The 18845-nt window shown below is 36.8% G+C and carries 17 protein-coding genes; 6 read left to right on the top strand and 11 right to left on the bottom strand.

Going from position 1 to position 18845, the window contains the following annotated elements:
- Positions 1–8: 8 nt before the first annotated feature.
- The 5 genes from NE473_RS07315 (at position 9) to NE473_RS07295 (ending at position 5724) form a co-directional block, all read left to right on the top strand.
- On the top strand, positions 9–1079 hold the full coding sequence (locus tag NE473_RS07315; RefSeq protein WP_055651197.1) for a mannose-1-phosphate guanylyltransferase: 1071 nt from the start codon (positions 9–11) through the stop codon (positions 1077–1079).
- Between the two features lie 61 nt (positions 1080–1140).
- Entirely contained in the window at positions 1141–2175 is a 1035-nt protein-coding gene (gmd, locus tag NE473_RS07310) for a GDP-mannose 4,6-dehydratase (protein WP_055651198.1), read from the top strand.
- A 14-nt stretch (positions 2176–2189) separates the two neighbouring features.
- The gene (locus NE473_RS07305; RefSeq protein ID WP_055651199.1) at positions 2190–3128 is read left to right on the top strand and encodes a GDP-mannose 4,6-dehydratase; all 939 of its coding nucleotides are present in this window, start codon (positions 2190–2192) and stop codon (positions 3126–3128) included.
- Positions 3125–3982, top strand: coding sequence for a hypothetical protein (locus NE473_RS07300; protein ID WP_006770898.1), 858 nt, complete (start codon positions 3125–3127; stop codon positions 3980–3982). Before NE473_RS07305 ends, NE473_RS07300 begins: the two co-directional genes overlap by 4 nt.
- A gap of 23 nt (positions 3983–4005) precedes the next feature.
- Positions 4006–5724, top strand: a complete 1719-nt coding sequence (locus tag NE473_RS07295; RefSeq protein ID WP_055651200.1) for a phospho-sugar mutase — start codon at positions 4006–4008, stop codon at positions 5722–5724.
- Positions 5725–5795: 71 nt separating this feature from the next.
- On the opposite strand, the gene tnpB is transcribed toward NE473_RS07295, so the two are convergent.
- Both tnpB and tnpA read right to left on the bottom strand, forming a co-directional pair.
- Positions 5796–6125, bottom strand: a complete 330-nt coding sequence (gene tnpB / locus NE473_RS07290; protein ID WP_055651201.1) for an IS66 family insertion sequence element accessory protein TnpB — start codon at positions 6123–6125, stop codon at positions 5796–5798.
- A gap of 180 nt (positions 6126–6305) precedes the next feature.
- Positions 6306–6470 carry an IS66 family insertion sequence element accessory protein TnpA gene (tnpA, locus tag NE473_RS07285; protein ID WP_242866195.1) on the bottom strand — a complete coding sequence of 55 codons (165 nt, stop codon included), beginning with the start codon at positions 6468–6470 and terminating at the stop codon, positions 6306–6308.
- Between the two features lie 226 nt (positions 6471–6696).
- Between tnpA and NE473_RS07280 the strand changes: the two genes are divergently transcribed.
- Positions 6697–6873 (top strand): transposase, encoded by a 177-nt coding sequence (locus NE473_RS07280; RefSeq protein WP_081034960.1) that lies wholly within the window; start codon positions 6697–6699, stop codon positions 6871–6873.
- Between the two features lie 388 nt (positions 6874–7261).
- On the opposite strand, the gene NE473_RS07275 is transcribed toward NE473_RS07280, so the two are convergent.
- The 9 genes from NE473_RS07275 to NE473_RS07235 form a co-directional block, all read right to left on the bottom strand.
- On the bottom strand, positions 7262–7588 hold the full coding sequence (locus NE473_RS07275) for an EamA family transporter (protein WP_055651202.1): 327 nt from the start codon (positions 7586–7588) through the stop codon (positions 7262–7264).
- On the bottom strand, positions 7585–7926 hold the full coding sequence (locus tag NE473_RS07270; RefSeq protein ID WP_006770905.1) for an EamA family transporter: 342 nt from the start codon (positions 7924–7926) through the stop codon (positions 7585–7587). Before NE473_RS07270 ends, NE473_RS07275 begins: the two co-directional genes overlap by 4 nt.
- 9 nt (positions 7927–7935) lie before the next feature.
- Entirely contained in the window at positions 7936–8733 is a 798-nt protein-coding gene (locus tag NE473_RS07265) for a glycosyltransferase family 2 protein (protein ID WP_055651203.1), read from the bottom strand.
- Positions 8723–9517: a sugar phosphate isomerase/epimerase family protein gene (locus tag NE473_RS07260; protein ID WP_081034961.1), complete on the bottom strand. Its 795-nt coding sequence runs from the start codon at positions 9515–9517 to the stop codon at positions 8723–8725. The genes NE473_RS07265 and NE473_RS07260 overlap by 11 nt, the downstream gene beginning before the upstream one ends.
- Positions 9511–10437, bottom strand: coding sequence for a hypothetical protein (locus NE473_RS07255; RefSeq protein WP_055651205.1), 927 nt, complete (start codon positions 10435–10437; stop codon positions 9511–9513). Before NE473_RS07255 ends, NE473_RS07260 begins: the two co-directional genes overlap by 7 nt.
- A gap of 14 nt (positions 10438–10451) precedes the next feature.
- The gene (locus tag NE473_RS07250; RefSeq protein ID WP_006770909.1) at positions 10452–11390 is read right to left on the bottom strand and encodes a glycosyltransferase; all 939 of its coding nucleotides are present in this window, start codon (positions 11388–11390) and stop codon (positions 10452–10454) included.
- On the bottom strand, positions 11377–12516 hold the full coding sequence (locus NE473_RS07245; RefSeq protein WP_055649006.1) for an NAD(P)-binding protein: 1140 nt from the start codon (positions 12514–12516) through the stop codon (positions 11377–11379). Before NE473_RS07245 ends, NE473_RS07250 begins: the two co-directional genes overlap by 14 nt.
- Positions 12498–14021: an ArnT family glycosyltransferase gene (locus NE473_RS07240; RefSeq protein WP_055649005.1), complete on the bottom strand. Its 1524-nt coding sequence runs from the start codon at positions 14019–14021 to the stop codon at positions 12498–12500. Before NE473_RS07240 ends, NE473_RS07245 begins: the two co-directional genes overlap by 19 nt.
- 351 nt (positions 14022–14372) lie before the next feature.
- A complete protein-coding gene (locus NE473_RS07235; RefSeq protein ID WP_055652414.1) occupies positions 14373–18845 on the bottom strand; it encodes a glycosyltransferase in 4473 nt (1490 codons plus the stop codon).

Below are 18845 nucleotides of genomic sequence, written 5' to 3'. Positions count from 1 at the left end.
TAATCAATATGACAACAACAGCCCTAATCATGGCCGGCGGCCGAGGCGAACGTTTCTGGCCCAAGAGCCGCAAGAATTTACCAAAACAATTTTTATCTTTAACTGATGATGGAAAAACCATGATTCAGTTAACCGTAGAACGAATTTTACCGTTAGTAAAGCTGGAAGATATCTTCATTGCAACGAACAAAGCATATCGGGAGCTGGTTCTGGAGCAGATTCCCGGACTTCCGGAAGAGAACATCCTCTGCGAACCGATTGGCCGCAATACAGCCCCATGCATTGGTCTGGGTGCAATCCATATAGCTCAGAAATACGATGATGCAATTATGTTTGTGCTACCGTCCGATCACCTGATCAAGTTTACGAATATGTTCTTAAAAACACTTGAGACCGGAGCTGATGTAGCAGAGAACAATACGAATCTTGTCACAATCGGCATCACTCCCGATTATCCGGAGACAGGATACGGCTACATAAAGTTCGACCCGCGCAGAACAGAGGGACAGGCCTATGCTGTAGAAAGATTTGTGGAAAAGCCGAGCCTCGAAGTCGCCAAAGAATATTTATCCACAGAAGAATATCTCTGGAACAGCGGCATGTTTATCTGGAAGGTCTCTTCTATATTAAAAAACATGCAGAAATTTATGCCTGATACATATGAGAGTCTGATAAAAATCAAAGAAGCAATCGGTACTCCACAGCAGGATTCCATTTTAGAAAAAGAGTTTCACAACATGCAGTCACAGTCTATTGATTACGGAATTATGGAGAAGGCTGATAATATCTATATACTTCCCGGAACATTCGGTTGGGACGATGTAGGTTCCTGGCTGGCGGTGGAGCGTATTAAGAAAACGAATGAATTCGGCAATGCCGTTGCCGGTAATATCATTACGGTAAACACGCACAACTGCATTATCCAGGGTGACAAAAAGCTAATTGCCATCGTTGGGATGGAAGATACCATTGTCGTAGATACAAAAGACGCCACTTTAATCTGCGCGAAAGACAGCGCTGGAGACATTAAAAAGGTGACGGAAAACTTAAAAATATGCAACAGAAATGAATATATCTAATTATAACTAATCACAGCTAACTATAGTCAATCATAACCAACCACAAGGAGAAACAGCAATCATGAAAAACGTATTAATCACAGGAATCACAGGACAGGACGGCTCCTATCTCGCAGAATTATTATTAGAAAAAGGCTACAATGTCTATGGCCTCATGAGAAGAAAGAGTGTCGTAGACTACGGCAATGTAGAACATATCAAAGACAGAATTCATTTCATCTATGCGGACATGACGGATGTTGTTTCCTTGACCAACGCTATGAGAATTTCTCAGGCAGATGAGGTCTATAATCTGGCTGCCCAGTCATTCGTGGCTACCAGTTGGGAGCAGCCTATCGCTACGGCCGACATCGACGCGATCGGTGTCACCAATATGCTGGAGGCAATCCGCACAGTAAAACCGGAAGCCCATTTCTACCAGGCTTCTACCAGTGAAATGTTCGGTAAGGTTCAGGAAATGCCGCAGACAGAAAAGACGCCATTCTATCCGCGAAGCCCCTACGGCGTGGCAAAAGTATACGGCCACTGGATTACAAAGAACTATCGAGAAAGCTATGATATGTTTGCCTGCAGCGGCATTCTCTTCAATCATGAAAGCGAGCGCCGTGGCCTGGAATTTGTTACCAGAAAAATCACAGACGCCGTAGCCCGTATCAAGCTTGGTATTTTGGATCACGTAGAGCTTGGAAGCCTTGACGCCAAACGAGACTGGGGACATTCCAAAGATTATGTAAAAGCCATGTGGCTGATGCTGCAGCAGGATACGCCTGATGACTATGTGATAGCAACCAATGAGACGAGAACCGTCCGCGAATTTGTAGAAACGGCTTTCCGCTATGCAGGAATCGATGTGGAATGGCATGGAAGCGGAATAACAGAAAACGGTATCGACAAGGCCACCGGAAAAACCATTGTAACTGTAAATCCTGAATTTTTCCGCCCTGCTGAGGTCGAAGTTCTTCTTGGAGATCCTTCAAAAGCAGAAGAGAAATTAGGCTGGAAACGCGAAATCACTTTCCAGGAACTGGTCAGGCGCATGGTTGAAAATGACCTTGCCATTGTTGAAAAAGAAATCAAAATCTCAAATATAAAATAAATAAGGAAACCTCTATGAAGAAAGCATTGATTATCGGTGCGGCAGGCTTCGTAGGCGACTATCTGATAGACCATATACAGAAAAACTGCATATGGTCTATTACCGTCACGAAGCTTCCGCAGGAAAATATTATAAAAAAAGGAATCGAAATACTGAATTTGAATCTTTTGAAACAGGAGGAGATAATCACCATTTTGGATCGGGTTCAGCCTGATTATATCTTTCATCTGGCAGCTCAAAGCTCCGTGGCTCTGTCGTGGAAGAAGCCCGGATTGACGGTAGATATCAACATCAAAGGGACACTCAATCTCCTGGATGCCGTCAGAGAACTGCAAAAGAGGCCGCGCCTCCTCCTAATTGGCTCCGGGGAAGAATACGGCCATGTACTTGAAGAAGAAATACCAATCACAGAAGAGACATTACCCCGCCCGGGTAATATTTACGCGGCCACTAAGGCATGCCAGAACATGATTGGGAAGATATACTGTGATGCTTATCATATGGATATTATGAGCGTCAGGGCCTTTAATCATATTGGCCCAAATCAGGCACCGCTCTTTGTGGTCTCAGATTTTTGCAAACAAGCATCGGAAATTGAAAAAGGAATTCATGAACCTGTAATCCGAGTCGGTAATCTTACGGCCAGAAGAGACTTTACCGATGTCCGAGATGTTGTTCGCGCGTATGTCATGCTTATGGAAAATGGACTTGCGGGTGAGACCTACAATGTTGGTTCTGGAACAGCCGTTTCAATTAAAAGTATTCTGGATACCATTCTGCATATGGCACATTGCGAAATCGAAGTATCCGTCGATCCGGAAAAAATCCGCCCGGTCGACGTCCCGATTATAGAAGCCGACATAAGCAAGCTTCAGGCTGTCACTGGCTGGAAGCCTGAGATTCCGCTTTCCCGCACATTAGCTGAAACACTGGATTACTGGAGGAGACAATGAATCGATTAAAAACAATAAGTCTTTCCATATTTGTCCTCATATCACTGCTGCTCTTAAGCGGCTGCGGATACCGTGCCGTACCTTCCCAATACGACCTTAAATTAAAAACTAAGGTAAGTGAATTATCCTGCGAGAATGGCGGAAATCTGGCGAAGCTTGAAATCACGATAGACAGCCGGAGATATCAGGACCTGACCTCAGACAACAATATATTTCTGGCATATCATCTGCTGGACACAGCTGGGGAGGTACTTGTACAGGATGGAATCCGTACTTCTCTCATCCCTGTCAAAGCCCGCGGAATTAAAAATGAAATCTGGGAAGTACTGGTTCCATTGGAAGAGGGCGATTACATCGTAGAAGCAGATCTGGTAGAGGAAGGTGTAACCTGGTTTTCAGCTCAGGGGATGGAAACTCTAAAAATTCCTTTAACCGTGCAGAATACTGTAATTCCGGATTACTCCGGCATCATATTGACAATGGATTCAACTGTTGCCAATTCGGCTGATGCTAATTCAGCTACCGATGCCGTTTCTGCAGATATACATTCACCAATCACAGTCACCATCCGGAACAACTCCGGAATTGCTTTATGCAGCAGCGGTTACGAGGCCACACAGCTGTCTTATCTTATAAAAGACAAGAAAGGAACCGTCCTGGCGGAAGGGGAACGAGTAAAACTCCCTGAGAATCTGGCTTCCGGTCAAACCGGTGAATTAACATTTACTCCCCAGGCGGAGCTTCTCAGCACCCCGGGGGATTATATGATTGAAATAGATCTGCTCAGAGAAGGAACCGCCTGGTTCAAAGACTTGGGATTAATCCCACTTCAAATCCCAGTGACAATAAAATAAACATGAAAATGGAGAATCAAAAAATGGAATCAGAAGTACTTTCACGATGGAATAAATGGAACCAGGAGGTCCTGGAGGACCCGGATTTAATAGATGAGCTTAAGAGTATTCAACAGAATGACAGAGAACTGGAAGATCATTTTTACCGTAATCTGGAATTCGGTACCGGAGGTCTGCGAGGTATCATTGGCGTCGGTACCAACCGCATGAATATCTATACTGTCGGGAAGGCAACTCAGGGCTATGCCAATTACCTCAATCAAAAATGTTCATGTCCCTCTGTTGCCATAGCCTATGACAGCCGGATTAAATCAGACGTATTTGCCCGGCGCGCAGCGTGCATACTGGCTGCTAATGGCATTAAGGTTCATTTATATCAGGAATTGATGCCCACTCCCTCCCTTTCTTTTGCTGTACGGTATTTAGAATGTTCAGGCGGAATCGTGATAACTGCCAGCCATAATCCCGCGAAATACAATGGATATAAGGTATACGGCAGTGACGGCGGCCAGATTACTACAGAAACCGCCGACAGTATTTTAAATGAAATCAATAATATCGATCCATTTAGTGATGTTAAATACATGGATTTTGATGCGGCATTATCCCAGAAGCTTATTGTTTACATTGAAGAAAAGACCGTAACCGCATATATCGAAGCCGTTTCCACACAGGCGCTGTGCGGTGATGAGATTAATAAAAATATATCTGTTATCTACACTCCGCTTAACGGTTCTGGGCTTCATTGTGTCATGAGAACATTAAAGGAGAATGGATTTACCAATATCGCTGTTGTAAAGGAACAGGAACAGCCAGATGGCAATTTCCCCACCTGTCCCTACCCCAATCCTGAAATGAAGGAAGCTCTGGCATTAGGAATTCAATACGCCTCACAGCTCGGCAGCGAATTATTGCTGGCTACCGATCCCGACTGTGATCGTGTAGGCACCGCAGTCAAGTCAGCAGATGGATATGAATTATTAAGCGGCAATGAAATGGGCCTGCTTCTGTTTGACTATATATGCAGGCGCAGAATTGCACTGGGGAAAATGCCCCATAATCCAATCCTGGTTAAGACGATTGTTACTACGGATTTGGCAAAACTCATTGCTGCTGACTATGGGGTGGAAGTCATTGACGTTCTTACCGGTTTTAAATTTATCGGAGAACAGATCGGACTTCTTGAGGAAAAGGGTGAGGCGGAGCGATACATCTTCGGTTTTGAAGAAAGCTATGGTTATCTTTCCGGAGGATTTGTCAGGGACAAGGATGGCGTCAATGCCTCGCTCCTGATCTGTGAAATGTTTGCATATTACAAATCCCATGGACAGACTATGCCGGAAGTTCTGGATGCCTTATACAAAAAGTACGGCTACTGCCTGAATACCTTGAGAAGCTATACATTTGAAGGCGCCGAAGGATTTGATACCATGACAAAAATCATGGAAAATTTCCGTACTGCAGCTCCAACAGCCATCGCAGGAAAGGCTATTACAGCAATTAGTGACTACAAAACTTCCGTGACATCGAATACCGATGGAAGTAAGACTATCATAAATCTCCCGCAGTCAAATGTCATGAAATTCTTGTTGGAGGGAAACACCTCCGTAGTGATACGGCCTTCCGGTACAGAACCTAAATTAAAACTTTACATATCTGTCAGTGCTGCAAGCCGCAGGGAAGCCGAACTTGCCGAGATCGCCATTGCTTCAGAAATGGAAAAAACCTATTTCAAAAAATAGAAAAATCCGCAGAACCGTCTCCCCTGGCTTATTGTAAGCGCCAAGTGTTAAGGTATCCCAAAACTTGGCGCTTACGAAGAACGTTTCAGTATCGTCATTCTGGTCAACATAAGATGAAGTTCTTCAGGAGAGATTGTTGCGGCTTCTTCCTGACTTCTCGGCCATCGGAGGCATCCAGCTTCGATCCATTTATAAAGCAGGCAGAACCCATCGCCTTCCCAGACCAGGCCTTTGAATCGTTCAGTGCGGCATCCGCAGAAAAGAAACAGGATCTCCTTTTGAAAAGGATCCAGATGGAACTGTTCCTTTAATAACGTCGCCAATCCATCAATTCCTTTGCAAAGATCACATTTTCCGCAGTAGATATAGATGGCCCGAAAGCCGGTGATCTCAGAAAGCACGGAACATCACCTCTTTCAGAAAGGAAAGGGTGTGATCCGGAGCATCGCTGCTTACTTCCACAACTGTGTCACCATGTTGGAGGCGAATCGCTAATTCGGAGCCGGAACAGCAGAAGCAACTGGTATCTGAGCAAAGGTTCCGGAAACAGGAGAATTGTTTTTGATGGAATTCGGTGTTTCTCAAACATCAAGTGCCATTTTTCTCAGTCGGTTTAATCGATAATAATACACGGACTCCTGGATCGCGTTGGCAGCACACCATTCTTTGACGGTCAGGCCACTATCGTTACGCTGTTTAATCATTGCAGGCCAGCTTGCCGCACGAACCTGCATTACTTCATTCATACTTGAGATCCCCTTCCGAAACCCAGAAAACTCCAATCAAAGTTTCTGGAGTTTTCTAAGTGGATTTGATGAGATCATTATCGTATAAAATCAGTTGCAAGTCATCCCACGGATTATGGTGCATTTACACTTGGGCGCGGCGAGGTGCAGAATGTTTCCATTTTTGTGGTCATCTGGGGCAGTGAGGATGGATGCTGGGAAATCATCGGTGCAGCTGAGGGTATGAATGAAGACAAAGAGTCCTGGCGGGCTTAACGATGTGCAACTCATCATAGGCAATAAAAACTTCGGCATGTTGGAAACCATACCGGAGGTATTCCCGGCTGCCCTCTATCAGCGGTGTATCGTCCACTTTAACCGCAGCATCTTCTCTGTTACACCACGGAACAAGATAAAATGGTAGCCATGATATTGAAAGCCACTCACTCACAGGAAAGTAAGGAGGTAGCCCGTGACAAAGCCCGCTTGTTGATGAAAAGCTCCGGGAAATGAAACGCTCTTCCGTTGTCAAGAAACTGGAAGATAACATCGAATACGAAAGCAATTGGTGCATTCCCTGATGGACAGAGTGCCCTGATACTTGTATGCGCCAGACTCCGTCATGTAGCCGGAACCTAGTGGGGAACAAAACGCTATATGAACAAGGATTATATCCGCGGAATGGAGACCTATGCAGGTTCAGATGACATAGCCGAATGACTGCTGGCTGCCAGACGGTAAAACTTAAATTTAAAAAAATTCTTGACACTATTTAATGATACGTCATAGACGTTTACGTTCTATTATTTCTATCATACAGCAATAATAATACTCCCCAAAACGATTAAAACAATCCCTATAATTTTTTTTTGTGTAATACCTTCTTTCAAAAAGCAATAGGACAATCCGAACGTCCAAATATATGTAATCGAAGTTAAAGGAAGTACCACAGAATAATCCAAGAACTTCAAAATGTAGATATTCAATATTGCAGATATCAGATATAAAAAACCACCTAAATAAAATGCTGGCGTTATAACTAATATTTTTAATTTTTTTGCGTCTGATGCTTTTTTTAAATAGAAGCTTCCACAGGCACCTAAAATAGTCATGATAATTAAAACGATATAATACTTCATGACTCATCACCTCCTGCAATTAATATAACTCCAGAGATGATAATCAAAACTCCAATACATTTGAGCAGAGTAATAGTTTCTTTCAGGACAAAGGCTGAAAGAACGATACTAAAAACATAATTTAGGCTTAATATTGGCTGTAAAACAGATAAGCTGCCAAAGCGATAAGCTACTATCATAACAAGTGCGCCAACTCCATACAATAGGAAACCAACAAAAAGGAACGAGATTTGCCCTCCGGTAGAAAGTTTCCATAAAAGTTGCCCTAGACAAACGCAGACTGATGAACAACACATAAGGAGTATTCCAGTTTTATTTTTTTTTAATGATTCTATCATAGCAGGCTCTCACTTTTGTGGATTATATTTTCCAAGCATATTAGAAAATAGTATTTTTAGCAGTTCAGAATTTCCTTTTAAAAAACTAATTTTAGTGGGGACTTTTCCTTTTATAGGGTAAGCTCGTGTCACTGGCACTTCACATACACGCAATCCTATCTGAGATGCTCTGGTCGACAAATATGCAAGTAACTCATATGTATTGAAAATATCCCGTAGTGGTTGTACCTTGGGATTGGTTAAATAATTCCTTGAATGTCCGCGAAATGCATTGGTAGTATCGGTAAAGTGATGGTGGGCTGTTAGTGAAATAACCGGAGCATGAAGCAAACGTACCGATAAATATCGAAGAAAAGGGGTATTAATTGCCTTGCCCCCTTTGATAAAACGTGATCCCTGAATAAAATCATAGCCAGCTTCTAATTTTTCTATAAATTTAGGTACATCCTCAATACTGTCTTTGTTATTTCCGTCTATAGTGATAACGCCTTTATAGCCTCGTTCCAGTGCCCACCAGATCCCCATACGCAGTTGTGCCCCCTGTTTGCCCGGCCCTTTCTTAATGAGCAGAGTATTGACACCAAATGCTTCCAGTAAGGTACTGTCTGTAGATCCATCAATTGATCCGCCATCACAGATAATAATATCGGCAATCGTATCAATCTTATATTTTCTGGCCAGTTTCAACTCATCATGTATTCTTCGGCCTTCATTAATAATAGGGATGCATATACAATAGCTTGATCTTTTTTGCACAAATTCCTCGGAAACAAAATTGGGTACACCCGGTATACTGTTATATATCATAAAATACCTCTTTCACATAGGATAATGCATCAAACACTCGTTGCAGATCCTCCTGTTTTCCCATTTCTATAGATATAAATTTAGAGTATTGGCCCGCTAAAATACCAGCCAATTGCCTATGCAGTTTTCTTTTTAGTATGCCAGCTAACCCTGGTTCGCTAATATGGATATGATTAATTAAACCTATATTATCAGCAATTATATCTAAAGACTCTTCATTATAAATTATAGTACCAATATCTAAATTGACAAGAAATCCTTCAGATTGTACTTCCTTTACCATTGAAAAGGCTTCTGCAGTCGAAGTTATGAAATTAGTGTTATATATAACCGGATTAGCCTCCAATGCAATAACCGTATTTCTATTATGAGCATATTCTCCTATTGCTGAGAAAAAATCCACTGCTATATTATAATCATCAGAACAATTTATACTTCTGTTTTTAGGGCACCCAAAAACAAGATTATGGCATTCTAATGCTGCCGCAAAATCAATGGCCTTTTTCGTATATTCCATAAGCTGCTTTCTTTCTTTTACAGATTGAAACATTTTCTCTGTCTTTCCGTACCAGATAGATTGCATAGAGGAAATCTTCAAATGATAGGATTTTGATAAATACTCTTTGAAATCATGTGCTTCTTTTACGCATTCGTATGGATTATTTGGAAAAACTCTGGTAGGTGCTATTTCAAGTCCCTGAATATTATTATCAAGAAGATATTTGTAAATCACCTGATCGTATTTTGAATCCCAACTAATATTTGATATTGATAATTTTAACATGATTGCTCCTGTATAAATGTTTTGATTTCGGCTAAAACATTATCCTTATCAAAAATATAACCTCTTTTACCGCCCATAAGTGTATCATGCTTAGTCTTGAAATCATAATAAGGTGGATTAGTTGATATTATATTCTGAAACTTTTTGCCTTCCAAATAATGATATAACTCCGCAATGCCGATTGGTTCAGTGGCTAAATTTAAAAGATAAAGATCATTTTTTAATGCATACTTAATATGATTCCACAGATGTTTCAAATTGTAGAACTGAAATACACCACGGCTGTCCGTAAAATTAAGTGCAGAAAATCCCAGTTCTTTAAAAATAGTTTTAAGTGCTTCTTTTTCTTCACAAGATATGTCACTGCATTTATAAAATCCATTATCCTGCAATTTGTAATAGTTATTAAGTTCGTGTCTGACAGTTGCAAGTTTTCCAAACTTTTCATTTTGGATCATGGACGGAATATAATGTATATAATCATATATAAAATTCTTTTTTATATTTTTACCAAAGAGGCCTGGCAGTCTAATAATTAAAGTTTCTGGAAAATCATCTCTAACTTTCTGTTCCAGATAATAACGATTGGCTCCATAAGGTTGCAAATCTTCAGAAATTATGGGAGTATCCTCATTAACGTTTATTGGGCTTTTATAAACATCAATAGTAGAAATCAATACTAGCTTTTTAGGCTGAATTTGCTGAATATTATAAAAAGCATTTTCAATATTTCTCAAATCTTTATTGGGATCTTGATTTGCAAGATATTTTTCAGCACGAATTCCAGCATAGATTAATAAATCAGGTTTACTTCCATATGCATCTTCAATATTTTTAGAATTATACCTTTCTGTAAAATCATATTGGCAGGATAAATTGGAACCAACAAAGCCTGTATAACCAACTAACATCGTTTTCATATAGCAGATCCTCTTTAATTAGTGATTTTTTCAATGGATTCTATAATATATTTTTGTTTATTAAAATTTATTTTTAGTATTAAGGACATATATTTTATGATGATTGTTAATATTACAAAGAGACCCAAAAAAGCAAAAGACAGGAAAAGCATAGTAGTTGTCCAACCAACTACAGGACGTCCGCCAATATAAATGCAAACTGTATAAATTCCTGTAAGGGTAGTAATAAACATCATAATATAAGCAAAGACCATAGAAAAACGGTATGCAATATCTGTATAAAGTATCATAGCATCTAAAGCAGTATCCTTTTGCTTATGAAGGGTATCTTTATCTTGAAACGACGAATAGCTCTCATTATCATATGTAATTACATCTGTCTTTAAACCACAATTTGCATAAACAGCCTTCCGGTATGGAATTGTCCTGCTCATAGAATGAACCCGGTTAATTCCGCGTCGTGACAAAATTCTGAAAGATTCTGTACGCAGAAGATACTGAGTGTGAGACAAACGATTAAACACAGCATAAAATATTTTTGAAGATGTGCGTTTCCCATGAAGTGGTGCGGCTGCGACGATATCATAGCCTTGTAGAGAACGCTGGTAAACATCTATAATCAGGTTAGAAGAATATGATGCATGTGGTAAATCAAATTCAAAGACAAAATCCCCAATAGCCAGATCAACGCCAGCATTCATTGATAGTTCAAGTCCCTGATAAAAACTCATATTTAATATGCTGATTACATTCCCTTTGACCGTAGAGGCATATCTTTTTATTTCTTTTATACTTCCGTCTGTAGATGCATCATTTACACATATAATTTCATACTTCTCAAAACTATTACGAAGAGTCTCATTAACTAATTCAAGAAAACGATATATCTGTGTTTCTTGATTATAGACATATACAACAGCCGATATAAAATTTTTTTCTTTATTTAGTAGCATTGTTAAGCACCTCATCTAAATCGTAGACCGTATTAATTTTTCCTGATAATACACTGATGAAAGTAGGATCTGTAGAATACTGTTTTATTACAGTAGGTCTTGAATCATCAATTTCGGAAGCCTTTAAAATTGGTTTCATGGAAAAAAGGGAATGGGAGTACTCAAAACCATACTCTTTTTTTAAATATTTTTTTGCTAAACTAGACATAAATGGCCAAGCACTTTCTGGTTTAGCAGGACAGTCATTACAATTTCCCAATTGTTTTGGAGAACATTTTTCTTCGCTTCGTTTTTGACAGTCGAAAGTGGGTACCGCCTCATAGCTGGTAATATGAGGCGTAAAAGTCACGGCAGTTAATGAATGATAACCAGTTTTTCCAAATGGCATAATAGAAAAAAATGGTCCATCCATAACAGTAATTCCTACATTTTTTAACTTTTCATTTACGTTACACAGAATAATTTCACATAATTCATACTTGATTTTAAAAGGTTCGTATCCTAGCATTCTGCTAATTTGATTTGTAGAAGCATAAGTAGCATTTAACAAAAAATCAGTTTCATATGTAGTTCCATTTTTCATAATTAATTTAAAATATGTATCTTGTTTAATTATTTCTGAGATACTTGCATTATAACAAATTTCTACGTTAGGAAATTTAGACAGTTGATTTAGCAAATATTCCTTTAGTATACCAGCATCATATGTATATTCTTCTGTCATAAACGCACCGTCGCACATTCCTGGATTAAAATATTTGTCGGGATTAACATCATCGCACCGAATTTGTGTGTTTTTACAAAAATTTCTAAATTGCGATGCATTCGTCCAAGAAAAATCTGCAGAAGTTGCGTAAATCTGATCAAACTTTGTTAGTACACAAAAAGAATAGTCTTCCATAAACCGATTAAAATAGTGAGCAGATTTTATAGCTGTTGAATAGGATCGTGGGTAATGGTATCCCATATGTACGCGAGCTTGATTTATGTAAGTTGCTCGACGAAAAGGGGTTGGATCATGTTCTAGCACTAATACCCTTTCTTTTTTATTGCACATTTTCCCTAATGCATTAGCGGAATATAAGCCATATAATCCAGCTCCTAAAATTATTTTGCTATAACGCATTTATTACCTCCTGGTAAGTGAAACTTAAATATCTTATTTTCTGTGCTATTAATTGAATTTAAGCTAATCATATTGCATGCCAATAATAATGGTAAAAGAGGATATTGATACCTGGGACTTATATAGATAAGGCAATGGAGAAGCATAATTCCACAAAATGGCAATTGAAAAAACAATTTATCTGTTATTGATGATTTTAATGCAGTTGACAAAAGAAAAGTATTTAAAAGAACCAGATAAATTATATTGGATAAACTCCCCCAACTCCAGATAATGGCTGGTATGTTACCACTTAAAATTTGTTCAGGCGAATTAACAAAAATATATTGTAAATCTCTATATGTACCATCTCCACGTCCTAAAAGTATATACATTTTTTCAAGCACTAATCTTATAATAGTTTTTAAATCATATGAAGATATATTAATAAGAGCTTTTTGTAACATTTCTTTCTGCACATTGTCAACAGAATTACTATTTCTGACCTGGGTTAAGGTAAGCGCTGCCTTTTCAGACCATGATCCCCAATTTGTAATATCCGTTCCCAAATATAAAGGCCAGCCAAAGGTGGGCGTAGACATTCCTCCTAACAGTTGTTTTACATAATACAGATATCCGTATTTTACTAGGTTATAGAAAACTAACATCACAACTAGTTGAAGAATATCATCCATAAGTTTTTTCTTGCTTTCTATGTTGCAGATTATCAAAATTGCAAAAGTTATTATAAATATAGTTGTAATGGATCGTAGTTGTTCAGATAATCCTAAAAATAATCCTGATAAACTTATAAATAGCCACTTATAATGGGTGAATGCTGTTTTACATTTTATGTAAAATAATATTCCGCTAAAAAGAAATACTAAAAACATAGGTTCAGATAGCATGTAAACAGAATTTAATATATTTTCTGGCCAAACGGCTAAACATATTGCACCTATAAAAGATAACTTTTGCCCTACAAAATTATTACATATTTTGTAAAACAAATATGTATATAAAAATGTGAAAAATATATTAAGCATAAGAGGAGCGAAAACATTATTTCCCCATATTAAGTAACTTATAGAAAAAATTTTAGATATCAATAATTGATTCACAGCTACTGTTGCCATATAATTTTTTAGTTCATCTGAAATTGGATATCCCCTAAACAACGCCTGTGATATTTCCCAATACCCCTCATAATCGCTGATCTGCAAAACAGAAAAATTAGATATTAGTATATAGCGAGGTAAAAAAACAATAAGAAATAGCACTAATACTAGTTTACATTCAGAAATACTTATATTTCTTGTATTAAAACTATGTGTTTTAAACCATCGAAATATAAGGAGTACTGCAATCCAAGCTATAAAATAGGTTAGGATACCATCAAGCCTGAGACAGTCCCCATCTATAATTGAGTCGTAATTTCTTTTAATTTGTATTATAATAATCCATAAAACAATCCATAAAGAAACTAATAGCGCTATTATTTTTTTTAAGTGTTGAGATAGTTTCATCTATGTAAGGCTCCTTTTTAATTAATACTCACCCTTCTGACTGACATGGCTAATGGTTACACATTCACAAATATTTTATCTAAAATTATAAGTAAAATATTAAATTTTATTATACAGATGACTTCTCCTTCATATATGCCGTAATTCAGAGTTATGGATTATCTCCATAACTCTTCAGTACAACATCTTTTTCTGGGACTTATATGATCAGAAGGAAGCTTAATTATAGAGATCTACATCTATATTTAAAAGACCTATATCATTTATTTTTGATTCAATAAATACTTAAATTTGCTTTATTATTATTTTTTATATAACCTCACCTCTATTATAATAGTCCCCAATTAGTAATTACAAAATATTTACTTCTGAATTTGTGTCCCAAGTAATCCCTTTACGTTTTTTATGCATTGTCCATTTTTTACCCCATTTTTTTTCAAAACGTTCTTTATTTTGATCATATATATCATGAAATTTTTTATCCTCTAACTTTTTAAAGGAAGCTCCTTCAAAATGATGAATAAATGCATCCTCTGCGATAGCTAACTCATAGCCCTTTTGCTTTACTGCTTCTGCATAATCATCATCTTCGAACATACCAATTTCATACATTTCATCTAATAGACCGCAGGAATCAATAACATTTCGCTTTATCATAGTACAGAATAATGCAAGAACATTAGGATTTTTATATTCGGAATTGAGATGATCAGTCGTATAACGATAAGCGAAACTGTACATTTCTTTTACAGAATGATAATTAACCTTTATTTTTGCTTCGTTACCAATAGAATTAGTAACAGGTCCACACATACCAAGCTTTGAATTGTTCTCTAAATGCTTTGCCATTGCAGTAATCCAGCCTCTTGTTACGACTGTATCATTATTAAGCAGCAAAACATATTCTCCAGAAGAAGCATTTATTCCAACATTGTTACCACCTGCAAACCCCTTATTTTCTTTGTTCAAAATCAACTTTACTCTGGCATCGTCCCTTTCCAAAGTTCTTAGATAGTCTGTGGTTCCATCTGTAGAACAATTATCAACCACAATTAATTCATAGTTGGCATAGGCCGTATTATGAAGTATACTGTTCATGCATATTTTGTTTATCTCTAGATTATTATAGGTTAAGACTATAATACTTACTTTAGGAACAGCACGCCTACATACTTCATAAAAATTTTCATATCTAATCTGCCAATCATTTTTTAATGCAAATGCCATTTTTTCAGTGTCGTTAGCTAAGCAATCTTTATTTTCCAGACAAATTTTAATGTATTCAAGGAATTGATGGTTGTCATTTGATAAATAAACATATTTGTCCTTAAAGGGTTCCAGCTCAGGAATATCTGTTGCAACTATTTTTTTTCCAGCACTAAGATATTCATAAAATTTTACCGGATTAGTAGCTTTTATTAAATCCGTTGAAGTATCAAATGGAATAAGGCAGACGTCAAAACATTCTAAATATTTCGGTAATTCATTATAGGGTATTTCACCCAGTAACTTAATATTGTTATATTTGGACAACTGTTTTTCACCTGCTGTAACACGTCCAATAATTACAACATCACAGTCAGGCATATTTTGAGCCACATAAATTACCTTTGAATAATCAAACCATTCAGCAACAGCACCATAATATCCAATAATTTTTCTTTCATTCTTATGTTCAACTGCCGCCTTATGGAAATGTGCATACTCGGTTCCATTTCTAATGATCTCAATATTTTTATTAAATTTTTTTGCTATATCATAAAGAAATTCAGAACTGGCAACAACATAATCAGATAATTCTAACAGTTTCTTACAGTTTTCTTTTACTAAACTTTCTGCTGGATTCAAAAAACCAGTGAAATCATCCATGTAATCAGTTATTATTTTAAATCCATACAAATTTCTTAAATGTTCAGCCGTAAAAATCCAATTGGGATAATCGACAATTACTACTGCATCACGTATACAATAAGTATTCATTATTTTATCTAATTTTTCATGAAGTAATGATAACTGTTCATGCCAATCAGTCAAATGTATTGCAGTCGACTGATCATTATATATATTAATTACATATAAATCATTACATATTCTAACTACTGAATCCGGATTAAAATGGTTGGCATTTACATAGAACACTCTATGCCCATTTTCTGCAAAACGACTTGCAAAATGCTGCGGCCTCTGATATCGATAATCGAAATCTATTACTCCCAATAAAATGACATCAAAATTTTCATAATCAGAGTTCAGAATGTTTTGCAATTCCTGATTAAAAACATCTTCCATAATTTTAATGCGAGAATTCCAAGTGTTTTGCAATGCAATTAATGGTCCATTTTCAATGGCTAAATCGTGGCATTCTTTTGTCACCATTTTATCTAAATAAAATAAGAACTCATCAACACCATTCGCACAAGCTATAAAATCACATACAAAATTATCCATTTCTTTCATGGAGGAGGTAACTACAGGAAGACCAAGTGCACAATACTCAAAAAATTTAATTGGTGATACACAATCCATTTTATCATTGATAATAAAAGGAATTGTTGCTACATCAAAATATTTCGCATAATCTGATAATTCTTTATATGGTTTTAAACCCAGCAAATGGACATTGGAGAGATTATCAATTTCTGATGTATCATAAATTGCTTTACCGATAAAAACAAATTCATAATTTGGTCTGGCAGCTGCGAGTTCTCTTACTAATTCATAATCCAGCCATTCGGCTAAATATCCATAATATCCTATTATTTTATGTTTTTTAGAAAGTATTGGCTTCATATCCTCTGGAACATAATTATTATGTATATTTAAAAAATCCTCTGGATTAACAGCATTAGGTAAATAAATAGGGTCCCTTCTATTTTCCAAGCAGTTTAACAACGGAGAAGCCACATAACTCACAAAAGAAGCTTGCCGAACTATTGTAGTGTGTAATTTATCATAATATTTATCGTAATATGGAAACAGATCCAACTTATCCAGTATATGGTACCATATTTGCTTGTTGGCAATTTGATTGATGAACGACAACGAACCTAACCAGGTTAGGAGAACAAAAACCTCTCTGTTATCTATAGCCTGCAATAACTCCTTTTCATGCACTATGAATAGACCAGGATAAGCCTCCCGATAAATATTCTGAAGGCTCGGATGCTCACAAAAAAAACATAACCAGCCATTATTGGCAAAGGCCTTCAACAACTGCTGTGGAGTCTGTAAAGGTTCCCAATATACAACATGCGGATATATCATAATCCTCATATCCTTATTAGAATTCAGTACTTCCTTAATAGCCATATATTCATTTGAATTCAAATCTATGTTTGATACCAAACGCTGTTGCTCTTCTTGAAGATGTTTTGCTAAAGGAGCATTGCTAAGCATTATATCATCAGTCACCTTTAGAGTAGAATTTATTTTAGCTCCACTAACTTCATCAAGAATACTTATCACATTCCAAATTGGGTTATACCTGCGCTCAGAGTCACCGCCTTTTTGACAGAGTTCAGATTTCAACCATTTACCGAAACTCTTCCTTTCATCTTTCGTGCCTTTCAAAAATTGATATTTAAGACGAAACATAAAATGAACAGTACGGAATGTTTTGGTAGAAGCCATATAAACACATTTTTGTTTTGCTCTATGAATAATACTTTCTTTATTTTGAAGCTCTTTATCTAACTGTTTTTTTTCTAAAAGTAGAGTAGCATATTTTTCTTTTATGCTTTTTAGATCTTTAATTTCTTCCTTTAATAAATTATAGTTATTTCTATATTCTGCCAGTTCCTTTGCAATCTCCTTATTTTTTTCAGCGTAAGTAGCCAACTTTTTTTTATGACTTTGAATTTCATCTTGAAGCGAACTATTTGCCTTTGTAAGTTTACCAATGGTCTCATTGTTTTCTTGAGTTAAAGAGGTCATTAATTTCTTCTGGTTTTGAATTTCCTCCTGAAGTAAACTATTTGTTCTGATTTGATCTGTAAGCTGTTTTGAGGAGGTCTCAATTAATAATCCGCGTTTGTTGAACTCATCACTTACTAAGGAATAATCAGTATTTAATTTTTCTAGTGTATTTTTAAGTTCTGCTATCTGAACATTATAGTATTCTTCGATTTCCTTTTTTTGATTATTCCATTGAATTAAATCAGAATTTTTTATTCCTTTGTAGATATCATCAATTCTTGCAGTTATAATATCCTCCTTATGTGAAGAATATACCAGCAAAACTTGCTGGTCAGGATAAAGCGTACCCGGAATTTCACTTCCATTTACTGTTTCCAGATTCACCAATGTAAATTCACCAATCTGTAAAGGAATTATATTTGTATCAAATTTAAAAAAATGCTCATCAATAGTAAGTTGTTCCCGAAAAGGCATTTGTAGAATAAGATAATGCTTAGTGACCATTGCCATCTTTTCAGCCATATCCCATGGCGTATAAAAATGCTCTAACACATTAGAACAATAAACTATATCAATTTTTTTTCCTGTATCCAGAGTTGAAATATCACCCTGTTCAAATTGATAGATGGGATATTTTTTTTTCGCAATCTCTATGGCGCTATTAGCAAAATCCATACCACATACTTTCGTATTTAAATATTGTGACAGTATATTTACAGCCTCTCCACAAGCACATCCCATATCACAAATTATATATTTATTCATGCGTATAGATTTTACTAACCAGGCAGGAAGAAGACGGCAGGTTATTTCGGCAAAAAATTCTGTTTGTTCTTCTCCAGAATATTTATCCCAATCAGTCTGAAAACGCTTGTCCCAGTATTCTTCACTATTAATTAATTGATTCAA

It is taken from the genome of Hungatella sp. SL.1.14, assembly GCF_024460495.1.
In the GTDB taxonomy this organism is placed as follows: Bacteria; Bacillota; Clostridia; order Lachnospirales; family Lachnospiraceae; genus Hungatella; species Hungatella hathewayi.
This window is presented reverse-complemented; position numbering and strand designations above follow the sequence as displayed.

What these genes read in the sequence shown, in the direction of transcription:
- NE473_RS07315 (WP_055651197.1), top strand. Translation starts at nt 9, where the DNA reads ATGACAACAACAGCCCTAATCATGGCCGGCGGCCGAGGCGAACGTTTC.
- gmd (WP_055651198.1), top strand. Translation starts at nt 1,141, where the DNA reads ATGAAAAACGTATTAATCACAGGAATCACAGGACAGGACGGCTCCTAT.
- NE473_RS07305 (WP_055651199.1), top strand. Translation starts at nt 2,190, where the DNA reads ATGAAGAAAGCATTGATTATCGGTGCGGCAGGCTTCGTAGGCGACTAT.
- NE473_RS07300 (WP_006770898.1), top strand. Translation starts at nt 3,125, where the DNA reads ATGAATCGATTAAAAACAATAAGTCTTTCCATATTTGTCCTCATATCA.
- NE473_RS07295 (WP_055651200.1), top strand. Translation starts at nt 4,006, where the DNA reads ATGGAATCAGAAGTACTTTCACGATGGAATAAATGGAACCAGGAGGTC.
- tnpA (WP_242866195.1), bottom strand. Translation starts at nt 6,470, where the DNA reads ATGAATGAAGTAATGCAGGTTCGTGCGGCAAGCTGGCCTGCAATGATT.
- NE473_RS07280 (WP_081034960.1), top strand. Translation starts at nt 6,697, where the DNA reads ATGAAGACAAAGAGTCCTGGCGGGCTTAACGATGTGCAACTCATCATA.
- NE473_RS07275 (WP_055651202.1), bottom strand. Translation starts at nt 7,588, where the DNA reads ATGAAGTATTATATCGTTTTAATTATCATGACTATTTTAGGTGCCTGT.
- NE473_RS07270 (WP_006770905.1), bottom strand. Translation starts at nt 7,926, where the DNA reads ATGATAGAATCATTAAAAAAAAATAAAACTGGAATACTCCTTATGTGT.
- NE473_RS07265 (WP_055651203.1), bottom strand. Translation starts at nt 8,733, where the DNA reads ATGATATATAACAGTATACCGGGTGTACCCAATTTTGTTTCCGAGGAA.
- NE473_RS07260 (WP_081034961.1), bottom strand. Translation starts at nt 9,517, where the DNA reads ATGTTAAAATTATCAATATCAAATATTAGTTGGGATTCAAAATACGAT.
- NE473_RS07255 (WP_055651205.1), bottom strand. Translation starts at nt 10,437, where the DNA reads ATGAAAACGATGTTAGTTGGTTATACAGGCTTTGTTGGTTCCAATTTA.
- NE473_RS07250 (WP_006770909.1), bottom strand. Translation starts at nt 11,390, where the DNA reads ATGCTACTAAATAAAGAAAAAAATTTTATATCGGCTGTTGTATATGTC.
- NE473_RS07245 (WP_055649006.1), bottom strand. Translation starts at nt 12,516, where the DNA reads ATGCGTTATAGCAAAATAATTTTAGGAGCTGGATTATATGGCTTATAT.
- NE473_RS07240 (WP_055649005.1), bottom strand. Translation starts at nt 14,021, where the DNA reads ATGAAACTATCTCAACACTTAAAAAAAATAATAGCGCTATTAGTTTCT.